Origin of the sequence: Allokutzneria multivorans, assembly GCF_039537405.1 — a bacterium.
In the GTDB taxonomy this organism is placed as follows: domain Bacteria; phylum Actinomycetota; class Actinomycetes; order Mycobacteriales; family Pseudonocardiaceae; genus Allokutzneria; species Allokutzneria multivorans.
Genome location: NZ_BAABAL010000005.1, coordinates 107,500 through 124,774, shown reverse-complemented (window position 1 = coordinate 124,774; position 17,275 = coordinate 107,500). Strand labels below are relative to the sequence as shown.

14 protein-coding genes are annotated in these 17,275 nt (G+C 70.6%); 10 read left to right on the top strand and 4 right to left on the bottom strand.

Annotated elements, in window-relative coordinates; translation table 11 throughout:
* Nucleotides 1-37: 37 nt before the first annotated feature.
* Nucleotides 38-1,783 carry a serine/threonine-protein kinase gene (locus ABD798_RS04425; protein WP_344871217.1) on the bottom strand — a complete coding sequence of 582 codons (1,746 nt, stop codon included), beginning with the start codon at nt 1,781-1,783 and terminating at the stop codon, nt 38-40.
* Nucleotides 1,784-2,177: 394 nt separating this feature from the next.
* Between ABD798_RS04425 and xylB the strand changes: the two genes are divergently transcribed.
* The 7 genes from xylB (at nt 2,178) to ABD798_RS04390 (ending at nt 10,393) form a co-directional block, all read left to right on the top strand.
* Entirely contained in the window at nt 2,178-3,581 is a 1,404-nt protein-coding gene (gene xylB, locus ABD798_RS04420) for a xylulokinase (RefSeq protein WP_344871216.1), read from the top strand.
* 136 nt (nt 3,582-3,717) lie between these two features.
* Nucleotides 3,718-4,977, top strand: coding sequence for an ROK family protein (locus ABD798_RS04415; protein WP_344871215.1), 1,260 nt, complete (start codon nt 3,718-3,720; stop codon nt 4,975-4,977).
* Nucleotides 4,974-6,131: a xylose isomerase gene (xylA, locus tag ABD798_RS04410; RefSeq protein ID WP_344871214.1), complete on the top strand. Its 1,158-nt coding sequence runs from the start codon at nt 4,974-4,976 to the stop codon at nt 6,129-6,131. The genes ABD798_RS04415 and xylA overlap by 4 nt, the downstream gene beginning before the upstream one ends.
* A 107-nt stretch (nt 6,132-6,238) precedes the next feature.
* Complete coding sequence (locus ABD798_RS04405) at nt 6,239-6,490, top strand: hypothetical protein (RefSeq protein ID WP_344871213.1); 252 nt, start codon at nt 6,239-6,241, stop codon at nt 6,488-6,490.
* Nucleotides 6,491-6,802: 312 nt separating this feature from the next.
* A complete protein-coding gene (locus ABD798_RS04400) occupies nt 6,803-8,023 on the top strand; it encodes a M20 family metallopeptidase (RefSeq protein ID WP_344871212.1) in 1,221 nt (406 codons plus the stop codon).
* A complete protein-coding gene (locus tag ABD798_RS04395) occupies nt 8,020-9,306 on the top strand; it encodes a M20 family metallopeptidase (RefSeq protein WP_344871211.1) in 1,287 nt (428 codons plus the stop codon). The genes ABD798_RS04400 and ABD798_RS04395 overlap by 4 nt, the downstream gene beginning before the upstream one ends.
* Nucleotides 9,307-9,451: 145 nt before the next feature.
* A complete protein-coding gene (locus ABD798_RS04390) occupies nt 9,452-10,393 on the top strand; it encodes a hypothetical protein (protein WP_344871210.1) in 942 nt (313 codons plus the stop codon).
* Here ABD798_RS04390 and ABD798_RS04385 read toward each other — a convergent pair.
* Nucleotides 10,342-10,797, bottom strand: a complete 456-nt coding sequence (locus ABD798_RS04385) for a gamma-glutamylcyclotransferase (RefSeq protein WP_344871209.1) — start codon at nt 10,795-10,797, stop codon at nt 10,342-10,344. The two genes, ABD798_RS04390 and ABD798_RS04385, sit on opposite strands and share 52 nt — an antisense overlap.
* 136 nt (nt 10,798-10,933) lie before the next feature.
* On the opposite strand from ABD798_RS04385, the gene ABD798_RS04380 reads away from it, so the two are divergent.
* Together ABD798_RS04380 and ABD798_RS04375 are read left to right on the top strand one after the other, a co-directional pair.
* Complete coding sequence (locus tag ABD798_RS04380) at nt 10,934-12,337, top strand: NAD(P)H-quinone dehydrogenase (RefSeq protein WP_086821140.1); 1,404 nt, start codon at nt 10,934-10,936, stop codon at nt 12,335-12,337.
* 343 nt (nt 12,338-12,680) lie between these two features.
* Nucleotides 12,681-12,863 carry a hypothetical protein gene (locus tag ABD798_RS04375; RefSeq protein WP_344871204.1) on the top strand — a complete coding sequence of 61 codons (183 nt, stop codon included), beginning with the start codon at nt 12,681-12,683 and terminating at the stop codon, nt 12,861-12,863.
* Nucleotides 12,864-12,930: 67 nt separating this feature from the next.
* Here the strand turns inward: ABD798_RS04375 and glpK are convergent, their stop codons facing one another.
* Both glpK and ABD798_RS04365 read right to left on the bottom strand, forming a co-directional pair.
* Entirely contained in the window at nt 12,931-14,445 is a 1,515-nt protein-coding gene (gene glpK, locus ABD798_RS04370) for a glycerol kinase GlpK (RefSeq protein WP_344871202.1), read from the bottom strand.
* A 46-nt stretch (nt 14,446-14,491) separates the two neighbouring features.
* Nucleotides 14,492-15,229, bottom strand: coding sequence for an MIP/aquaporin family protein (locus ABD798_RS04365; protein WP_344871200.1), 738 nt, complete (start codon nt 15,227-15,229; stop codon nt 14,492-14,494).
* 286 nt (nt 15,230-15,515) lie between these two features.
* Here ABD798_RS04365 and glpD point away from each other — a divergent pair, with 286 nt between their 5' ends.
* Nucleotides 15,516-17,231 (top strand): glycerol-3-phosphate dehydrogenase, encoded by a 1,716-nt coding sequence (gene glpD, locus ABD798_RS04360; RefSeq protein ID WP_344872844.1) that lies wholly within the window; start codon nt 15,516-15,518, stop codon nt 17,229-17,231.
* The last annotated feature ends 44 nt before the right edge of the window (nt 17,232-17,275 follow it).

Below are 17,275 nucleotides of genomic sequence, written 5' to 3'. Positions count from 1 at the left end.
TCTCGATGCTCACGTCCGGGGAGCTTAATGGCCCGCGTCAGCTGGCGATGGCGAACGTGGGCGCGATCCGGTCGTAGAGGTCGGTCTTGCCCCACTCCTCGGAGTCGGTCGGCACGGTCACCCTGAGCACCCACAGGTCCTTGGCGTTGGGCAGCAGCAGCGCGTAGGTCGTGCGCGCCACCTCGGCCCCCGACGCCCGGCCCCTGCTGTTGGACTTGCCGCTCTTCGGCGAGATCGTGCGGTAGATCAACTCCTGCGAGCGCTCGTAGGAGTTCTGCGCGGTGGCGGGTTGTTGGACGAGGAGGTTGAAGCTGCCCCCGTCGTTCTTCGCGACCGAGGTGAGCTGGTCGACGTAGCGGCCCATCTTGTTGTGCGGGTAGAAGCCCGCGAAGCGCTCCACCGCGACCTCGTTGCGCCCGTCGGTCGAGACGAACCTGAGCAAGGTGCTCGGCATCGAGGAGCTGGGCCGCTGCTCCTGGAAGTCCGTCCAGTTCTTGGGGACGTTGATGCTGAAGCCCCCGCCGGGATCGCCCTTGGCGAGCTGGGCCACGTCGTTGCGCTGCACGAAGGCGGCGAGCGGAGCCGACTGGACCGACGTGATCTCCGGGGACGGCGGCGTCCTGAGCTGCGGGACGACGTCCTGTCCCGCGACCGTCCTGGCCAGGGCGAACCCGCCGCCCGCCGACATCACGAAGAGCACGACGGCCGCCACGATCGCCAGCACCCGCGCACCGCGCTTCTGCGGAGGGGGCGGTGGAGGACCGCTCAGCATGAAGGGCAGCGGACCCGGATCGGCCGCGAGCTCCTTGGCCATCGACTCCTCGACCGCGCGCTGCCGCTCCGACCCGCGCCGCCGGGCCTGCTCGACGATCGGGTTCGGCGCGAAGGACTGCTCGGTGTCGTCGTGCGGGAACAGGCGCGTTCCGGGCTCCGGCAGCAGGGGGTGCAACCGCCGGCGCACCTCGGTCAGCGACATCCGGCCGGCCGGGCTCTTGATCATCAGCCCGCGGATCACCTCGCCGAGCACGCCCTCGTCGCTCGGCGGCGGGATCTCCCCGTGCACGACCTGCGTGACGGTTTCCAGCGGGTCGTCCTCGACGTCGTAGGGCGGAGTGCCCTCCATCGCGGCGAACAGGGTCGCGCCGAGCCCCCACAGGTCCGCGCTCGGCGACGCCGGGTCGCCGGAGGCCACCTCGGGCGCGATGTAGGCGGGGGTGCCCAGCAGCAGCCCCGCGCTGGTCAGGGTCGAGTCGGAGACGCTGCGCGCGATGCCGAAGTCGGTCAGCTTGACCCTGCCGTCCGCCCCGACCAGCACGTTCCCCGGCTTCACGTCGCGGTGGGTGACACCGGCTTCGTGCGCGGCGGCGAGCGCGGCGGCGAGCGCGTTGCCGACCTCGGCGGTCTGCGCGATGTTCAACGGGCCGTGCTTGCGGACCAGCTGCGCCAGGCTCCGCGACGGCAGCAGCTCCATCACCACGAACGGCTCGCCGTCGTGCCGGACCACGTCGAACAGGGTGACCACGTTCGGGTGAGAGAGCACGGCGATGGCCCGCGCTTCCCGCAGCGTCCGCTCCCGCATGGCGTCGGCCTCCTCCGGGGGCATCCCCGGCGGCAGGCGGACCTCCTTGACGGCGACCTGTCTGCGCAGCATCTCGTCGTAGGCGGCCCACACCGTGCCCATGGCGCCGCGTCCGATCACCCGCGTGAGCCGGTAGCGCTCGGCGATCAACCGCTCGCTCGGCTCCTGGGTGCCGGTGTTCTTGTCCTCGTCGGCCGGTGGCACGAACCCCATTCTCCACAACTCGGGCGCCATCACCGGGTTGTGCGACAAGTCAACCGCCGCCGATTACGCATCGTGACCTCGGCCGCGGTCCAGCGAGACCGTTCCGGGGCCGAATACGTGGGGACCCCCCACTTCGAATTATCCCAGAAACCCCCGACGACCAGACCGCGAAAAGCACCGGCAACGCGTGAGTTGTCCACAACGCCACCCCCTGTCCACAGATCGCGACACCCCACTGGAATCCCACCCGGACCCGAAGCAATCTGGTCGAGGAGCACCGACCGAGCACGACGACCAGGGCAGCGGAAAAGGAGGTGAAGCCTGGCCGAGCCCATGCACTGCCAGGGGCCCGCCCCTTCCACCGATCCACGGTGGTGACGCATGATCCGACGTCATGACCGTGGTTATCGGGATCGACTCCTCGACCCAGTCGTCGAAGGCCATCGCCGTCGACGCCGCCTCCGGCCAGGTGCTCGCCGAAGGCCGCGCCGCGCACCCCGACGGCACGGAAGTCCATCCCGACGCGTGGTTGCGGGCCACCCGGCAGGCGGTCGCGGAGGCCACGGCCGGTCTGCCCGAGCCGGTCGCGGCCCTCGCGGTCGCAGGCCAGCAGCACGGGATGGTCACCCTGGACGCGTCGGGTGAGGTCGTCCGTCCCGCGCTGCTGTGGAACGACAACCGCTCAGCGCCGCAGGCCCGTCGACTGACGGACGAGTTCGGCGGGCCCACGCGCTGGGCGGAACGCACCGGATCGGTCCCCGTCGCCAGCTTCACGGTGAGCAAGCTGGCGTGGCTGGCCGAGCACGAGCCCGCCAACGCGGACCGCACGAGCAGGGTCCTGCTGCCGCACGACTGGATCACGTGGCGGCTGGCGGCACCGGGATCGGAGACGGCGACCGATCGCGGTGACGCCTCGGGCACCGGGTACCTCTCGCCCGCGACCGGCGAGTGGTTGCCCGACCTGCTCACCGCCGCCCTCGACGGCCGGACACCCGAGCTGCCCCGGGTGCTCGGCCCGGCGGAGGCGGCGGGGCGGACCGCTGACGGTGCTCTGCTCGGCGCGGGGACCGGCGACAACATGGGCGCGGCCCTGGGGTTGGGGGCCGGACCCGGCGATGTCGTCGTGTCCCTCGGCACCTCGGGCACTGTGTTCGCGGTGGCTGAGCAGCCGACCGCGGAGCCCACCGGAGCCGTCGCGGGATTCTGCGACGCCACGGGCCGGTTCCTGCCGCTGGTCTGCACGCTCAACGCCGCACGCGTGCTCACCGCGACCGCCGCGATGCTGGGGGTCGACCTGGCCGGGCTGGACGAGCTCGCGCTCAGAGCCGAGCCAGGGGCGGGCGGCCTGGTGCTGCTGCCCTACCTGGACGGGGAACGCACGCCGCAGCTGCCCGACGCCAGCGGCACCCTCATCGGGCTCCGGCGCGCCAACATGACGCCGGAGAACCTGGCCAGGGCTGCGGTCGAAGGCATGCTCGGCGGCCTCGTCGACGGCTTGGACGCACTCCGGCGGCAGGGCGTCGAGGCCCGCCGGGTGCTCCTCGTGGGCGGCGCGGCGCGGTCAGCCGCGGTCCGAGCGGTGGCGCCGCTGCTGTTCGGCCTGCCCGTCGAGGTGCCAGAGCCCGCCGAGTACGTGGCGCTGGGCGCGGCGCGGCAGGCCGCGTGGGCACTGTCGGGGGCCGCGGAGCCGCCGACGTGGGCCATCCGGTCCACAGCGTGTGAGCCGGGCGCGCTCGACATCGGTGCGGAGCTGCGCGCGGCCTACGGCGCGGCCCGCGAGCAGGTCTACGGCCACTGACCTGCTGTGAACCGCCGCCTCGCGGCAATGAACAAGCGAGACGGCGGTTCACAGCCCGCGTTGCACCCCCGGACCCGGTTGACCCGGGAGCGAGAGCGACTTAGTTTGTCGATCCAACAAACGAAATGGGGCGACAATGCGAGGCCAGGCCGATCGACCCGTTGACCAGACCGGTCTGCGTCGGCTCAACCTGTCGCGGGTGCTCCGCTCGCTGCGCTCCGACGGACCGCAGTCGCGGGCCCTGCTCGCTCGCCGGACGGGGCTGAACAAGGCCACCACGTCGAGCCTGGTCGCCGAGCTCGAACAGCGGCGCCTCGCCCAGCTCGGCGCGATCGTGGCGGGCGCGGTGGGGCGGCCGAGCCAGCTCGTCGAGCTCAGGCCGCGTGCGGTGTGCGGGGTAGGGCTGGAGATCAACGTCAACTACGCGGCGGTCGCGGTTCTCGACCTCACCGACCAGGTGCTCTTCTCGAAGCGAGTGCCCCTTGACGTCGTGGAGTTGGGCCAGGTCGCGGTGATCGACCTCTTGGCGGAGCTCGCGGCCGACGCCATCGCCGTGATGCGGGAGGCGGGCAATTGGGTCGCGGGGGCCACTGTGGCGGTGCCGGGGCTCGTCGACGTGGAGAACGGCGTCGTCCAGCACGCACCGAACCTGCGCTGGCGAGAAGCATCGGTGGCGGAGCGGCTCGCGAGTCGGCTCGATCTGGCACCGGAAGCGATCTCCGTGGACAACGACGCCAACCTCTCCGCCCTCGCTGAGCACGCGGTCGGTGTGGCGGCTGGGGTCAGCGACCTGCTCTACCTCACGGGCGAGGTCGGCGTGGGCGGTGGTGTGATCGCGGACGGCCGGCTGGTCCGAGGTGCCACGGGGTTCACGGGCGAGGTCGGGCACATGCCACTCAATCCCGCCCCGGCGGAGTGCGGCTGCGGGCGGCGAGGCTGTTGGGAGACCCAGGTCGGCCTCGCCGCCCTGCTGCGAGCTGTGGCGGATCCGGGTGACGAGGTCCGCGACTCCACGCACGACCTCGAACTGCGGTTGCGCGTGATCGCGGCGAGGGCCGCCAAGGGCGACGCGAGGACGCGGACGGCGCTGGCGGAGATCGGCTCAGCGCTCGGGGTCGGTGCCTCGATCCTGGTCAACGTCCTCAACCCCACCGCCGTCGTGCTGGGCGGCTACTTCGCGCTGCTCGGGGAATGGCTTGCCGAGCCCGCGCGGAGGGAACTCGCTGAGCGGGTCATGGCGACCGGCTCCTGCCGTCTCGTGCTGTCGGACCTCGGGTTCACCGCTGCGGTGCGTGGGGGAGCGCATGCCGCCCTGGACCGGGTTTTCGCCGACCCTTCGATCGCCCCAACCGAGATCGTCCCGACCGAAGTCCCACACCTTGGAGGCATCGCGTGAACGACTACACCCCGCGCCCCGAGCACAAGTTCAGCTTCGGCCTGTGGACGGTGGGCTGGCCCGGCAACGACCCGTTCGGCACCGCTACGAGGCCCGCCATGGACGCGGTGCACGCGGTGGAGAAACTGGCGGAGCTGGGCGCGTGGGGAGTCACCTTCCACGACGACGACCTGGTGCCGTTCGGCGCGGATGAGCGCGAGCGGGATCAGCGCGTTCAGGCGTTCCGCAAGGCGTTGGACTCCACGGGCCTCGTGGCGCCGATGGTCACCACGAACCTGTTCACGCACCCCGTCTTCAAGGACGGCGCCTTCACCGCGAACGACCGCGACGTGAGGAGGTTCGCGCTGCGCAAGGTGCTCCGCAACATCGACCTCGCGGCTGAGCTCGGCGCCACCACCTACGTGCTGTGGGGCGGCAGGGAGGGCGCGGAGTCGCCTGCTGCCAAGGACGTGCGTGTCGCGTTGGCGCGCTACGCCGAAGCATTGGACCTGCTCTGCGCGTATGTCAACGAGAAGGGCTACGCCATCCGGTTCGCTTTGGAGCCCAAGCCGAACGAGCCGCGCGGAGACATCCTGCTGCCCACGATCGGCCACGCGCTGGGCTTCATCGGCCAGCTCGCGCACCCTGAGATGGTCGGCGTGAACCCGGAGGTCGGGCACGAGCAGATGGCCGGGCTGTCGATGGTGCACGGGGTGGCCCAGGCGCTCTGGCAGGGCAAGCTGTTCCACATCGACCTCAACGGTCAGAACGGGCCGCGCTTCGACCAGGACCTGCGCTTCGGCAACGGCGACGTGAAGACCGCCTTCTTCCTGGTCGACCTGCTGGAGCACGCGGGCTACGCAGGACCGAGGCACTTCGACTTCAAGCCCGCGCGCACCGAGGACGAGGACGGCGTGTGGGCCTCGGCCGCCGCCTGCATGCGCAACTACCTGATCTTCGCCGAGCGGGCGCGCGCGTTCCGGGCCGATCCGGAGGTGGCGGAGGCGCTGTCGGCCTCGCGCGTCGCCCAGCTGACCGTGCCGACCCTGCTGCCCGGGGAGACCCTCGCCGACCTGCGCGCGGAGGAGTTCGACGCGGACGCCGCGGGTACCCGGGGCATGGGATACGAGCGGTTGGACCAGCTGGCGCTGGAGCACCTGTTCGGCGTCCGATGAAGCGGTAACGAAAAGTAACAAAGGACATAAAGATCGCTGACTCGGATGACCACGGGCGGGTGAGGAGGGCAGACTCGAATCGTCGTCACATGTCGGAGGAGGCAGTCATGCGGGCAGCGAGCCGAGCGATTGTGATCACCCTGCTCGGGGTGTTGGCGCTGCTCGCCGTCTCCCCGGCCGCCTCCGCGCTCCCCGGGCCCGCCCTGGCGCAGCAGCCGACCACCTCGGCACCGCCCGCCGAGCAGCAGCCCGCGTCGCCGGACGACCGCAACCGCGTGACCATCGGCATCATCGCGGTCGTGCTGCTGGGCACCGTGGTGCTCGGCCGCCGTATCCGCAAGCGCGCGCAGAAGGCCTGATCCGGTCCGGGGTCACACAATCGTGCATCTACGCGCGTGGCAATTGCGCGTTATTGCTCGGGCAACTCGCCGGTAACCGTTCTTCGCAGTACGCCAGTACTGTTTTTCTCACGATGTAAACCGGCTTGGAAATCGTTCCGACTTCGTCGACCATGGGCGGGTCATAGCGCGGGAGCGCTATGCCGTGACCGGTTATCCGGATACAGCCAGACCGAAGTCGTGTGTTCCACTCGGCGCAGCCTGGCGACCGGCAACCGCGCCAGGCCACTTCTTGATCACTTATGAAGAGTGCATGGTGCAGGATGGATGCACATGAGCACCGACACCAAGTCCCAGTGCCGCTCCGCCCTGGAGCGTCACGCGGACGCGCTCGTCGAGCTCTCCCGCGCCATCCACGCCGATCCCGAACTGGCCTACCAGGAGCACAGGGCGGCCGCCAGGGTCGCTGACGTCCTGCAGCGCGAGGGCTTCGCCGTCGAACACGGAGCAGGCGGCCTGGAGACGGCGTTCACCGCGACCTACGGCTCCGGCGACCTGGTCGTCTGCCTCTGCGCCGAGTACGACGCGCTCCCCGAGATCGGCCACGCCTGCGGCCACAACATCATCGCGGCGTCCTCCACCGGGGCCGCGCTGGCGCTGGCCGAGGTCGCTGACCAGCTCGGCATCACCGTCAAGCTCGTCGGCACCCCGGCGGAGGAGGTCGGTGGGGGCAAGGTCGCGCTGCTGGAGGCGGGGGTCTTCGACGACGTCGCGCTCGCGATGATGGTCCACCCCTCGCCCGAGGAGACCGTCGCCTGCTCGTCGCTGGCCATCGCCGACATCGAGGTGCGCTACACCGGCCGGACCTCGCACGCCGCCGCCGCCCCGCACCTGGGCCGCAACGCCGCCGACGCGATCACCGTCGCGCAGGTCGCCATCGGCCTGCTGCGCCAGCACCTGGAGCCCGGCCAGATGGTGCACGGCATCGTCACCCACGGCGGCGCGGCCCCCAACATCGTCCCGGCGGACACCGCCGCGGTCTTCTACCTCCGTGCGCTGGACCTCGACTCCCTGAACAGGCTGGAAAAGCGGATCAGGGACTGTTTCCAGGCGGGTTCCGTCGCAACGGGCTGCACTCATGAGGTCACCCACATCTCAGCCATCTACGCCGAGCTGAACCCCGACCGGTGGTTGGCCTCGGCATATCGAAGGTCGATTTCCGAACTGGGCCGGGTACCCGTTGACCTGGAAGCGGAACGGAAACGACAGCTCTGGAGCACTGACATGGGCAACATCACCCGTGCGTTGCCCGGTATTCACCCCACCATCGCCATCGACTGTGGAGACGCGGTCAACCACCAGCCCGAGTTCGCGGCGGCCTGCGCGTCGGCTTCGGCCGACCGCGCGGTGCTCGACGGCGCACTCGCGCTCGCGTGGACCGCCGTCGCCGCCGCGACCGACGCCGAGCAGCGCGCCCGCCTGCTCGCCGGTGTCGCGGACCGTCTCCCCGGTCGGGTCGCCGCAGGCGCGGCGGCAGCAGGAGGTTTCGCGTGACCGTCCTCGACTCCCGTCCCGACTACCCCCGTGGTGGCCCCGGCCTCCCCGGCCAGTCCGACGTGCTGATCACTCCGTCCGGCGCGACCATGTCCGCTGTGGAGGACCTCGGCGCCGGACGCGGACCGGCCTGGCTGGACGCCTGGATGCAGCGCCACGCCCAAGACGTGGTCAGCTGGCGCAGGCACATCCACGCCCACCCCGAGCTCTCCCGGCGCGAGCACGCCACCACGGAGTTCCTCGCCGAGCGGCTGGAGTCCGTCGGGCTCAAGCCCCGCGTCCTGCCGGTCGGCACCGGGCTGATCTGCGACATCGGTTCCGGCCCTCGCTGCGTGGCGCTGCGCGCCGACATCGACGCGCTGCCACTGACCGAGCGCACCGGCAACCCGTTCTCCTCCACCGTGGACGGAGTCATGCACGCGTGCGGGCACGACGCGCACACCACGGTGCTGCTGGGGGCCGCACTCGCGCTCGCGCACGCGCCCGGACTGCCCGGCCGCATCCGGCTGATCTTCCAGCCCGCCGAGGAGGTCATGCCCGGCGGAGCGCTGGACGTGCTCGCCGCCGGTGGGCTCGACGGGGTCGAGCGGATCTTCGGCCTGCACTGCGACCCGCGACTGGAGGTCGGCAGGGTCGGTACCAGGGTCGGCGCGATCACCTCGGCCAGCGACCTGATCGAGCTGCGGCTGACCTCGCCCGGCGGGCACACCTCGCGGCCGCACCTGACCGCCGACCTGGTGCACGCGCTGGGCACGGTGATCACCGGCCTGCCCACGCTGCTCTCCCGCCGCATCGACCCGCGCTCGGGCACCGTCCTGGTGTGGGGCGCGGTCCAGGCGGGCGAGGCGGCCAACGCCATCCCGCAGGAGGGCGTGCTGCGCGGCACCCTGCGCACCGGCAACCGCGACACCTGGGCGGAGCTGGAGCCGCTGGTCCGCGAGCTGATCACCTCGCTGCTCGCCCCGATGGGCGTCGGCTTCGACCTCCAGCACCGCCGAGGCGTGCCGCCCGTGGTCAACGAGCGGGAGAGCACCAGGCTGCTGCGCTCCGGCGTGCTCTCCGCGCTCGGCGAGGACGCGTTGGCCGGCACCGAGCAGTCCTCCGGTGGTGAGGATTTCGGCTGGTACCTGGAGCACGTGGAAGGGTCCTTCGCACGCCTCGGCGTGTGGCCGGGACACGGTCCGCAGCGCGATCTGCACCAGCCGACCTTCGACCTCGACGAGCGGGCGCTGCTCGCGGGCGTTCGGGTGATGGTGCACACCGCCCTCACGGCTTTGGCCTGATCCACCAGGGAAAAGGGGCGGCCGGTTCGAACCGGCCGCCCCTTTCTCATGACCAGGTGCGCCTAGTTGTCCACATCGACCCCACCTGTCCACAGACTGGCCGATCTCGTCTCCGGAGTGCTCGCGGAGGGCGCATGGTCGATGCATGCCGAATCGACCGAACCCCTGGCACTGGGCCTACAGCTACAGCTCGCTGCTGAGCGTCCTCGGGGAACACCAACTCCGCCACGCATTGCGCTACGGCAGGCTCGTCCAGCCCTGGCGCGGAGTCGTCATCCCCCGCGAGCGGATGGGCGACCCCAAGACGATGGCCAGCGCCGCGCTGATCGCCATCGGCCCAGGAGCAGTGCTCTCCGGTTTCACCGCGGCGGCGATGTACGGCTGCTCGGCGGCGGACACGCGCCGGGTGCACGTCACCGTCCCCACCGCTCGACTGCCGCGGAGCAGACCCGGGCTGCTGGTCAGGCACGCCGCGTTCCGGCCGGAGGACGTGGTGGAGCTCGACGACCTACCGGTGCTCGCCCCGGACATCGTCTTCGCCGAGTTGCTGTGCTCCGGCCCCAGACCCACCGCGCTCGCCTGCGCGGACCAGCTGATGCGCACGCTGCCGGAGGAGCTGCGACCGGCCTTTCAGGAGCACCTGCGGGAGCGACTGGACAAGCGGGTGGACCGGCGCGGGGTCGCGGGTGCGCTGGCCATGGTCGAGCTGATCACCGAGCGTGCCGAGACGGCTGAGGAGAGCGCGTTGCGGCTGCTCGCCGTGGACGCCGGTCTGCCGACGCCGGAGGTGCAGCACGAGATCCCCGGAGGGCCCCGCGTTCCACTGGCGTGGCCGGGGCTGGGGATAGCGCTGGGCTACCGAGATCCTGGGCGACATCCGCCCGAGGCAGCGCGGGAGCTGGCCCACGACACCGGACAGGCCCGGCAGCTCACCGAACTGGGCTGGACCTGGGTGTGGGCCGGACCCGCCGATCTGCGCGACCCGACGGCGCTCGCGACCCGGTTGTGGGCCGCCTTCCGCCACCGGGGCTGGGATCAGGTGGGGCCGAGTCCCGCGCACGGGCGGGTGCGCAGGTCGTTGACGTAGTCGTCGGGCGCGCCCGCGGCTTCGGCAGCGTCCGCGACCACGCCGAGGTAGCGGGCCGACGGCAGGCCGCCCTCGTAGGCGTCGAGGACGTACAGCCAGGCCAGCGTCGACCCCTCCAAGGTCTGCACCCGGAGCCGGATCTTCTTGTAGAGGCCCAGCTCCTTGCCCTCCCAGCGGTCGAGGCGGGCCTCGTCCTCCGGGCTGACGTCGTAGAGCACGACGAAGACCTGCGAGTCGGGTTCCTCGACAATGGTGGAGAGCGCGCCCTCCCAGCCCAGGTCCTCACCGCCAAAGGTCAGTCGCCAGCCGACGAGCCAGCCGGTCCCCGACATCGGCGAGTACGGGGCTCGCTGTTTCATCTGGTCCGGTTCCATGTTGGAGCCGTACGCGGCGTAGAGCGGCACGAGAGACAGAGTAGCGACCTCGATCAACGGATGGGACCCGTCGGGCATCTCGGACACCCGGCTCGCACCGTTCGGGTAGCGCGTACGGTTGACGCGCTCGGCGTAGGAGTGCCAGTTGCTCTAGGAGGATTCTTCCGTGACCCGCATCGTGATCATGGGCGGCGGACCTGCCGGGTACGAGGCGGCACTGGTCGCCGCGCCGCACGGGGCCGACGTGACCGTCGTCGAGGACGAGGGCGTCGGCGGTTCGTGCGTGCTCTACGACTGCGTGCCCTCGAAGACCTTCATCGCCTCCTCCGGGGCGCGCGCGGCCTTCCGCGCCGCCGACGAGCTGGGCATCCGCAGCGACGACTCGGAGGTCGGCGTCGAACTGCCGGTCGTCAACGGCCGGGTGCGGGGCCTGGCGCTGGCGCAGTCCGCGGACGTGCGGGCGCGGTTGCAGCGCGAGGGCGTGCGCATCCTCTCCGGCCGGGCCCGCTTCTGCGACGACGCTCCCGGGCTCGCGCAGCACCGGATCGCGGTGGAGATGCTCAACGGCAACTCCGAGGTGCTGCTCGCCGACGTGGTGCTGATCGCCACCGGTGCCAGCCCGCGCGTGCTGCCGGGGGCGAAGCCCGACGGTGAGCGGATCCTGACCTGGCGCCAGATCTACGACCTGCCGGAGCTGCCCGAGCACCTGATCGTGATCGGCTCGGGTGTCACCGGCGCGGAGTTCGCCTCGGCCTACACCGAGATGGGCGTGAAGGTCACCGTGGTCTCCAGCCGGGACCGGGTGCTGCCGCACGAGGATGCCGACGCGGCCGCCGTGCTGGAGGACGTGTTCACCGAGCGCGGCACCGCGATGATCAAGTACGCCCGCGCCGACCGGGTCGAGCGGACCAAGGACGGCGTGCAGGTCTACCTGGCCGACGGGCGGATGGTCGAGGGCAGCCATGCGCTGATGACGGTCGGCTCGGTGCCCAACACCGGCGACATCGGCCTGGAGAGCGTCGGCGTCGAGCTGGGCAAGGGCGGGTTCATCCCGGTCGACCGCGTCTCGCGGACCAACGTCTCCGGTGTCTACGCGGCCGGTGACTGCACCGGACTGATGATGCTCGCCTCGGTCGCGGCGATGCAGGGCCGCATCGCGATGTGGCACGCGCTGGGCGAGGGCGTGCAGCCGATCAAGCTGAAGACCGTGGCCGCCAACGTGTTCACCCACCCCGAGATCGCCACGGTGGGCATCAGCCAGGAGGCGATCGACTCCGGCAAGGTGCCCGCGCGCACGATCATGCTGCCGCTCGCCACCAACGCCAGGGCGAAGATGGAGGGGCTGCGCCGCGGTTTCGTGAAGCTGTTCTGCCGCCCGCAGACCGGTGTGGTGATCGGCGGCGTCGTGGTGGGACCGACGGCCAGCGAGCTGATCCTGCCGATCGCGCTCGCGGTGCAGAACCAGCTGACCGTGGAGCACCTGGCGTTCACGTTCTCGGTGTACCCGTCGCTGTCCGGGACGATCACCGAGGCCGGACGCCGCCTGATGCGGCACGACGACCTGGACTAGGCGCCCGGCCGGAGGCCGTCCTGCCAGTGGTCGAGCCCACGATCCCGGTCACGGTGCCGCCGAGGGTTGGGATGTCCTCACGACCGGCAAACCCTGCGGCCTTGCGGGGTTTGGGGTCGTTGGAGACCGGTGGGGTCGGGGTGTGCGGGTCTTGAAGACCGGTGAACCCTGAGGCTTGCCGGGCATTGCCGGGGATGACCACCTTGCACGTCGTGGCGGCCGATTCGGTTGCCGTGCTTGGTGATGGGTCACAGTCGGCAACGACCGGCGGAGTGTTCGCGTCTTGTGAGTGCACGGGTTCGGCAGGGGGCCGGATTCGTCATCACATTTCCGGGAGTACTTCGTGCGCGTTCGTACCGCGCTCGCGGGCCTTGTCGTGGCCGCGATCGCCGTCTTCCTCCTCGTCCCCTCGGCCTCGGTCGCGGGGGAGTTGATCACCGCCGTGCTGTTCGGCGTGCTCGCGCTCGGGCTCTGCGGTGGGGTCGTCGTGGTCACCTACCGCAGCCGCTCGCAGGGCGACAACTGAAGCAGGGCAAGGAAAAGGGGGCGCCCCGACTTCGGGACGCCCCCTTCGCTGTTTCGGCCGAGTCGGCTCAGTCGCCGTCGGAGGTCCAGTCGAAGGTCTTGGTGACGGCCTTCTTCCAGTTGCGGTACTCCCGGTCGCGGACCTTGTCGTCCATGGCGGGGTCCCACTGCTTGTCCTGGGCCCAGTTCGCCCGGATGTCGTCCTCGGACTCCCAGAACCCGACCGCGAGGCCCGCCGCGTAGGCAGCGCCGAGCGCGGTGGTCTCGTTGACCACCGGGCGGATCACGGGCACACCGAGGATGTCGGCCTGGAACTGCATGAGCGTCTCGTTGACCACCATGCCGCCGTCGACCTTGAGCGAGGTCAGCGGGACACCGGAGTCGGCGTTCATCGCCTCGATCACCTCGCGCGACTGGAAGGCCGTGGCCTCCAGGACCGCGCGGGCGATGTGGCCCTTGTTCACGTAGCGAGTCAGGCCGACGAGCGCACCGCGGGCGTCAGAGCGCCAGTACGGCGCGAACAGCCCGGAGAACGCGGGCACGATGTAGGCGCCGCCGTTGTCCTCGACGGTCTTGGCGAACTCCTCCACCTCGGCGGCGGTGCTGATCAGGCCGAGGTTGTCGCGCAGCCACTGCACCAGCGAACCGGTGACGGCGATCGAGCCCTCCAGCGCGTACACCGGCGCCTTGTCACCGATCTTGTAGCAGACGGTGGTGAGCAGGCCGTTCTCGCTGAGCACCTTCTCCGTGCCGGTGTTGAGCAGCACGAAGTTGCCGGTGCCGTAGGTGTTCTTGGCCTCGCCGGGGGACAGGCACGCCTGGCCGAAGGTGGCGGCCTGCTGGTCGCCGAGGATGCCGGAGATCGGGATGCCGGCCAGCGCGCCGCGCTCGCGGACCTTGCCGTACTCCTCGGAGGAGGAGCGGATCTCCGGGAGCATGGACAGCGGGATGTCCATGTCCTTGGCGATCTCGGCGTCCCAGGACAGCGTGTCCAGGTCCATCAGCAGGGTGCGTGAGGCGTTGGTCGGGTCGGTGGCGTGCACACCGCCGTCGACCCCGCCGGTCATGTTCCACAGCACCCAGGTGTCCATGTTGCCGAAGAGCAGATCGCCCGCCTCGGCCTTGGCCCGCGCGCCCTCGACGTTCTCCAGGATCCAGGCGATCTTCGGGCCGGAGAAGTAGGTGGCCAGCGGCAGGCCGGTCTTGTCGCGGTAGCGCTCCTGGCCGCCGCCGAGCCCGGCAAGGCGGTCGCAGATCTTGTCGGTCCTGGTGTCCTGCCAGACGATCGCGTTGTAGACCGGCTTGCCGGTGGTGCGGTCCCACACCACGGCGGTCTCGCGCTGGTTGGTGATGCCGACCGCGACGACGTCGGCCGTCGTCAGATCGGCCTTGGCGAGCGCGCCCGCGGCGACCCGGCGGGTGTTCTCCCAGATCTCCTCGGCGTTGTGCTCGACCCAGCCGGCCTTCGGGAAGATCTGCTCGTGCTCGACCTGGTCGGAGGACACGACCCGGCCGGAGTGGTTGAAGATCATGCAGCGGGTGGAGGTTGTGCCCTGGTCGATCGCTGCCACGTACTGCGTCATTGCGCTGTCGCCTCTCTGCGTTGACTCCGGGGGACGGTCGGTCGGGTCAGACCAGTGCCATGGCGAGCAGGCCGGCCAGCGCGCCGCCGATGAGCGGGCCGACGACCGGAACCCAGGAGTAGCCCCAGTTCGCCGCGCCCTTGCCCTTGATCGGCAGCACCGCGTACGCGAGGCGCGGGCCGAGGTCGCGGGCCGGGTTGATCGCGTAGCCGGTGGGCCCGCCGAGGGAGTTGCCGATACCGATCACCAGGAAGGCCACGGCGGCGTAGCCGAGCGCGGAGTTGCCGAACTGCGGGACGCCCGCCTCGGAGACCTTCGCGGTCGGGCTGGCCAGCACCCAGAACACCAGCACGAAGGTGCCGATGACCTCGGTGACCACGTTCCACGGCTTGTTGTCGATCGTCGGGCCGGTGGAGAAGATGCCGAGGGTGCTCTCCGGCGCGTCGTGGGCGTCGAACTGGAGCTTGTAGGCCAGCCAGCACAGCGTGGCGCCGAGGAACGCGCCGACCATCTGCGCCGCGAAGTAGATCGGGACCTGCGCCCACTCCACCTTGTCGGCGACGGCGAGGCCGAGCGTCACCGCCGGGTTGAGGTGCGCGCCGCTGGGGGCCGCGATGCTCGCGCCCGCGAAGACGGCGAAGCCCCAGCCGAAGTTGATCAGCAGCCAGCCGCCGTTGTTGCCGAGGGAGTCCTTCAGGGTGACGTTGGCCACCACCCCGGCACCCATGAGGATCAGGATCGCGGTCCCGATCAGTTCCCAGACGAAGATCTCTCCGCCAGTCATCGCAGCCCCTCCGCTGTCGTGCTTGGGTCCACATGCGACAGCGCGACCCACGTCAGGGTGCGGCGGCGCATCCTCGAACTCGGCGGACCGTACTTCCGGAGGAGAGTTCGTGTCCACGCCTTCTTCCTGAACCGAGTGATTCCGTTACCCCGATGACATGGGTGTTCGTCCGATCGGACTGCCGAGTAGCGTGATTGCTGGTCCAATACGCCAGCCGGGCTCAGGGAGGCGATGCCGCGTGGCGAAGCGGGAAGCACGAGGTTCGACCGGCAGGACGACACCTTCGGTGGGTGCGGCCGAGCTCGGCCCCGCCGACCGGGAGCGGAGCTGGCAGCAGCTCGGTTCCGAGCAGTTCGACGTCGTGGTGATCGGCGGCGGCGTGACCGGCGCCGGAGCGGCGCTGGACGCGGCGACCCGGGGTCTGCGGGTCGCCCTCGTCGAGGCGCGCGACCTCGCCTCGGGGACCTCCAGCCGCTCCAGCAAGCTTTTCCATGGCGGATTGCGCTATCTGGAGCAACTGGAGTTCGGCCTCGTCCGTGAGGCGCTGCGGGAGCGCGAGCTGATGCTCACCCGCTTGGCGCCGCACCTGGTGAAGCCGGTCAGTTTCCTCTACCCGTTGACGCACCGGATCTGGGAGCGGCCGTACACCGCCGCCGGTCTGATGCTCTACGACACGATGGGCGGCGCGCGTTCCGTGCCCGGCCAGAAGCACCTCACGCGGGCTGGTGCGCTGCGCATGGTGCCCGCGCTGAAGCGGGACGCGCTGATCGGCGGCATCCGCTACTTCGACGCGCAGGCCGACGACGCGCGCCACACCATGACGGTGGCCCGCACCGCAGCGCACTACGGCGCGGTCGTGCGGACTTCCACGCAGGTGATCGGGATGCTGCGCGAGTCCGACCGGGTCTGCGGCGTGCGCGTGCGCGACGTGGAGACCGGTGAGGAGACCGAGGTCCAGGCGCACGCGGTCATCAACTGCACCGGCGTGTGGACGGACGCGATCCAGAAGCTCTCCGGCAGCCGTGGGCGCTTCCGCGTGCGGGCGAGCAAGGGCGTGCACATCGTGGTCCCGCGCGACCGGATCGTCTCCGAGAGCGGGATGATCCTGCGCACCACCAAGTCCGTGCTGTTCGTGATCCCGTGGCGCAACCACTGGATCGTCGGCACCACCGACACCGACTGGAACCTTGACCTGGCGCACCCGTCGGCGACCAAGCAGGACATCGACTACATCCTGGACCAGGTCAACACGGTGCTCGCGACGCCGCTGACCAAGGACGACATCGAGGGCGTCTACGCGGGTCTGCGACCCCTGCTCTCCGGCGAGAGCGACGACACCTCCAAGCTCTCCCGTGAACACGCGGTCGCGCGCGTGTCCCCGGGTCTGGTGGCCATCGCGGGCGGCAAGTACACGACCTACCGCGTGATGGCCGCCGACGCGATCAACGCCGCGGCGGTGGACCTGCCCGGCCGGATCGCGCCGTCGATCACCGACAAGGTGCCGCTGGTCGGAGCGGACGGCTACCACGCGCTGGTGAACCAGGCCGACCAGCTCGCGACGAAGCACGGCCTGCACCCGTACCGCGTGCGGCACCTGCTGGACCGCTACGGCTCGCTGGTGCACGAGGTGCTGGCCGAGGCGGACGGCAAGCCGGAGCTGCTGCGGCCCGTGCCGGGCGCCCCGGACTACCTCCAGATCGAGGTGGTCTACGCGGCCAGCCACGAGGGCGCGCTGCACCTGGAGGACGTGCTCACCAGGCGCACCAGGATCTCCATCGAGTACCCGCACCGCGGTGTGGAGTGCGCGGAGAAGGTGGCCGAGCTGATGGCGGGCGTGCTCGGCTGGAACGACAAGACGATCAAGCGCGAGGTGGAGGTCTACACCGCGCGCGTCGAGGCTGAGCGGGATTCCCAGACGCAGCCAGACGATCAGGCCGCCGACGCCAAGCGCACGGCGGCACCGGAGGCGCGCCAGCAGATGCTGGAACCGACCTCGAAGTAGGCGAGAAGAAGGGGTGCCTCCGCTCGGAGGCACCCCTTTTCTTC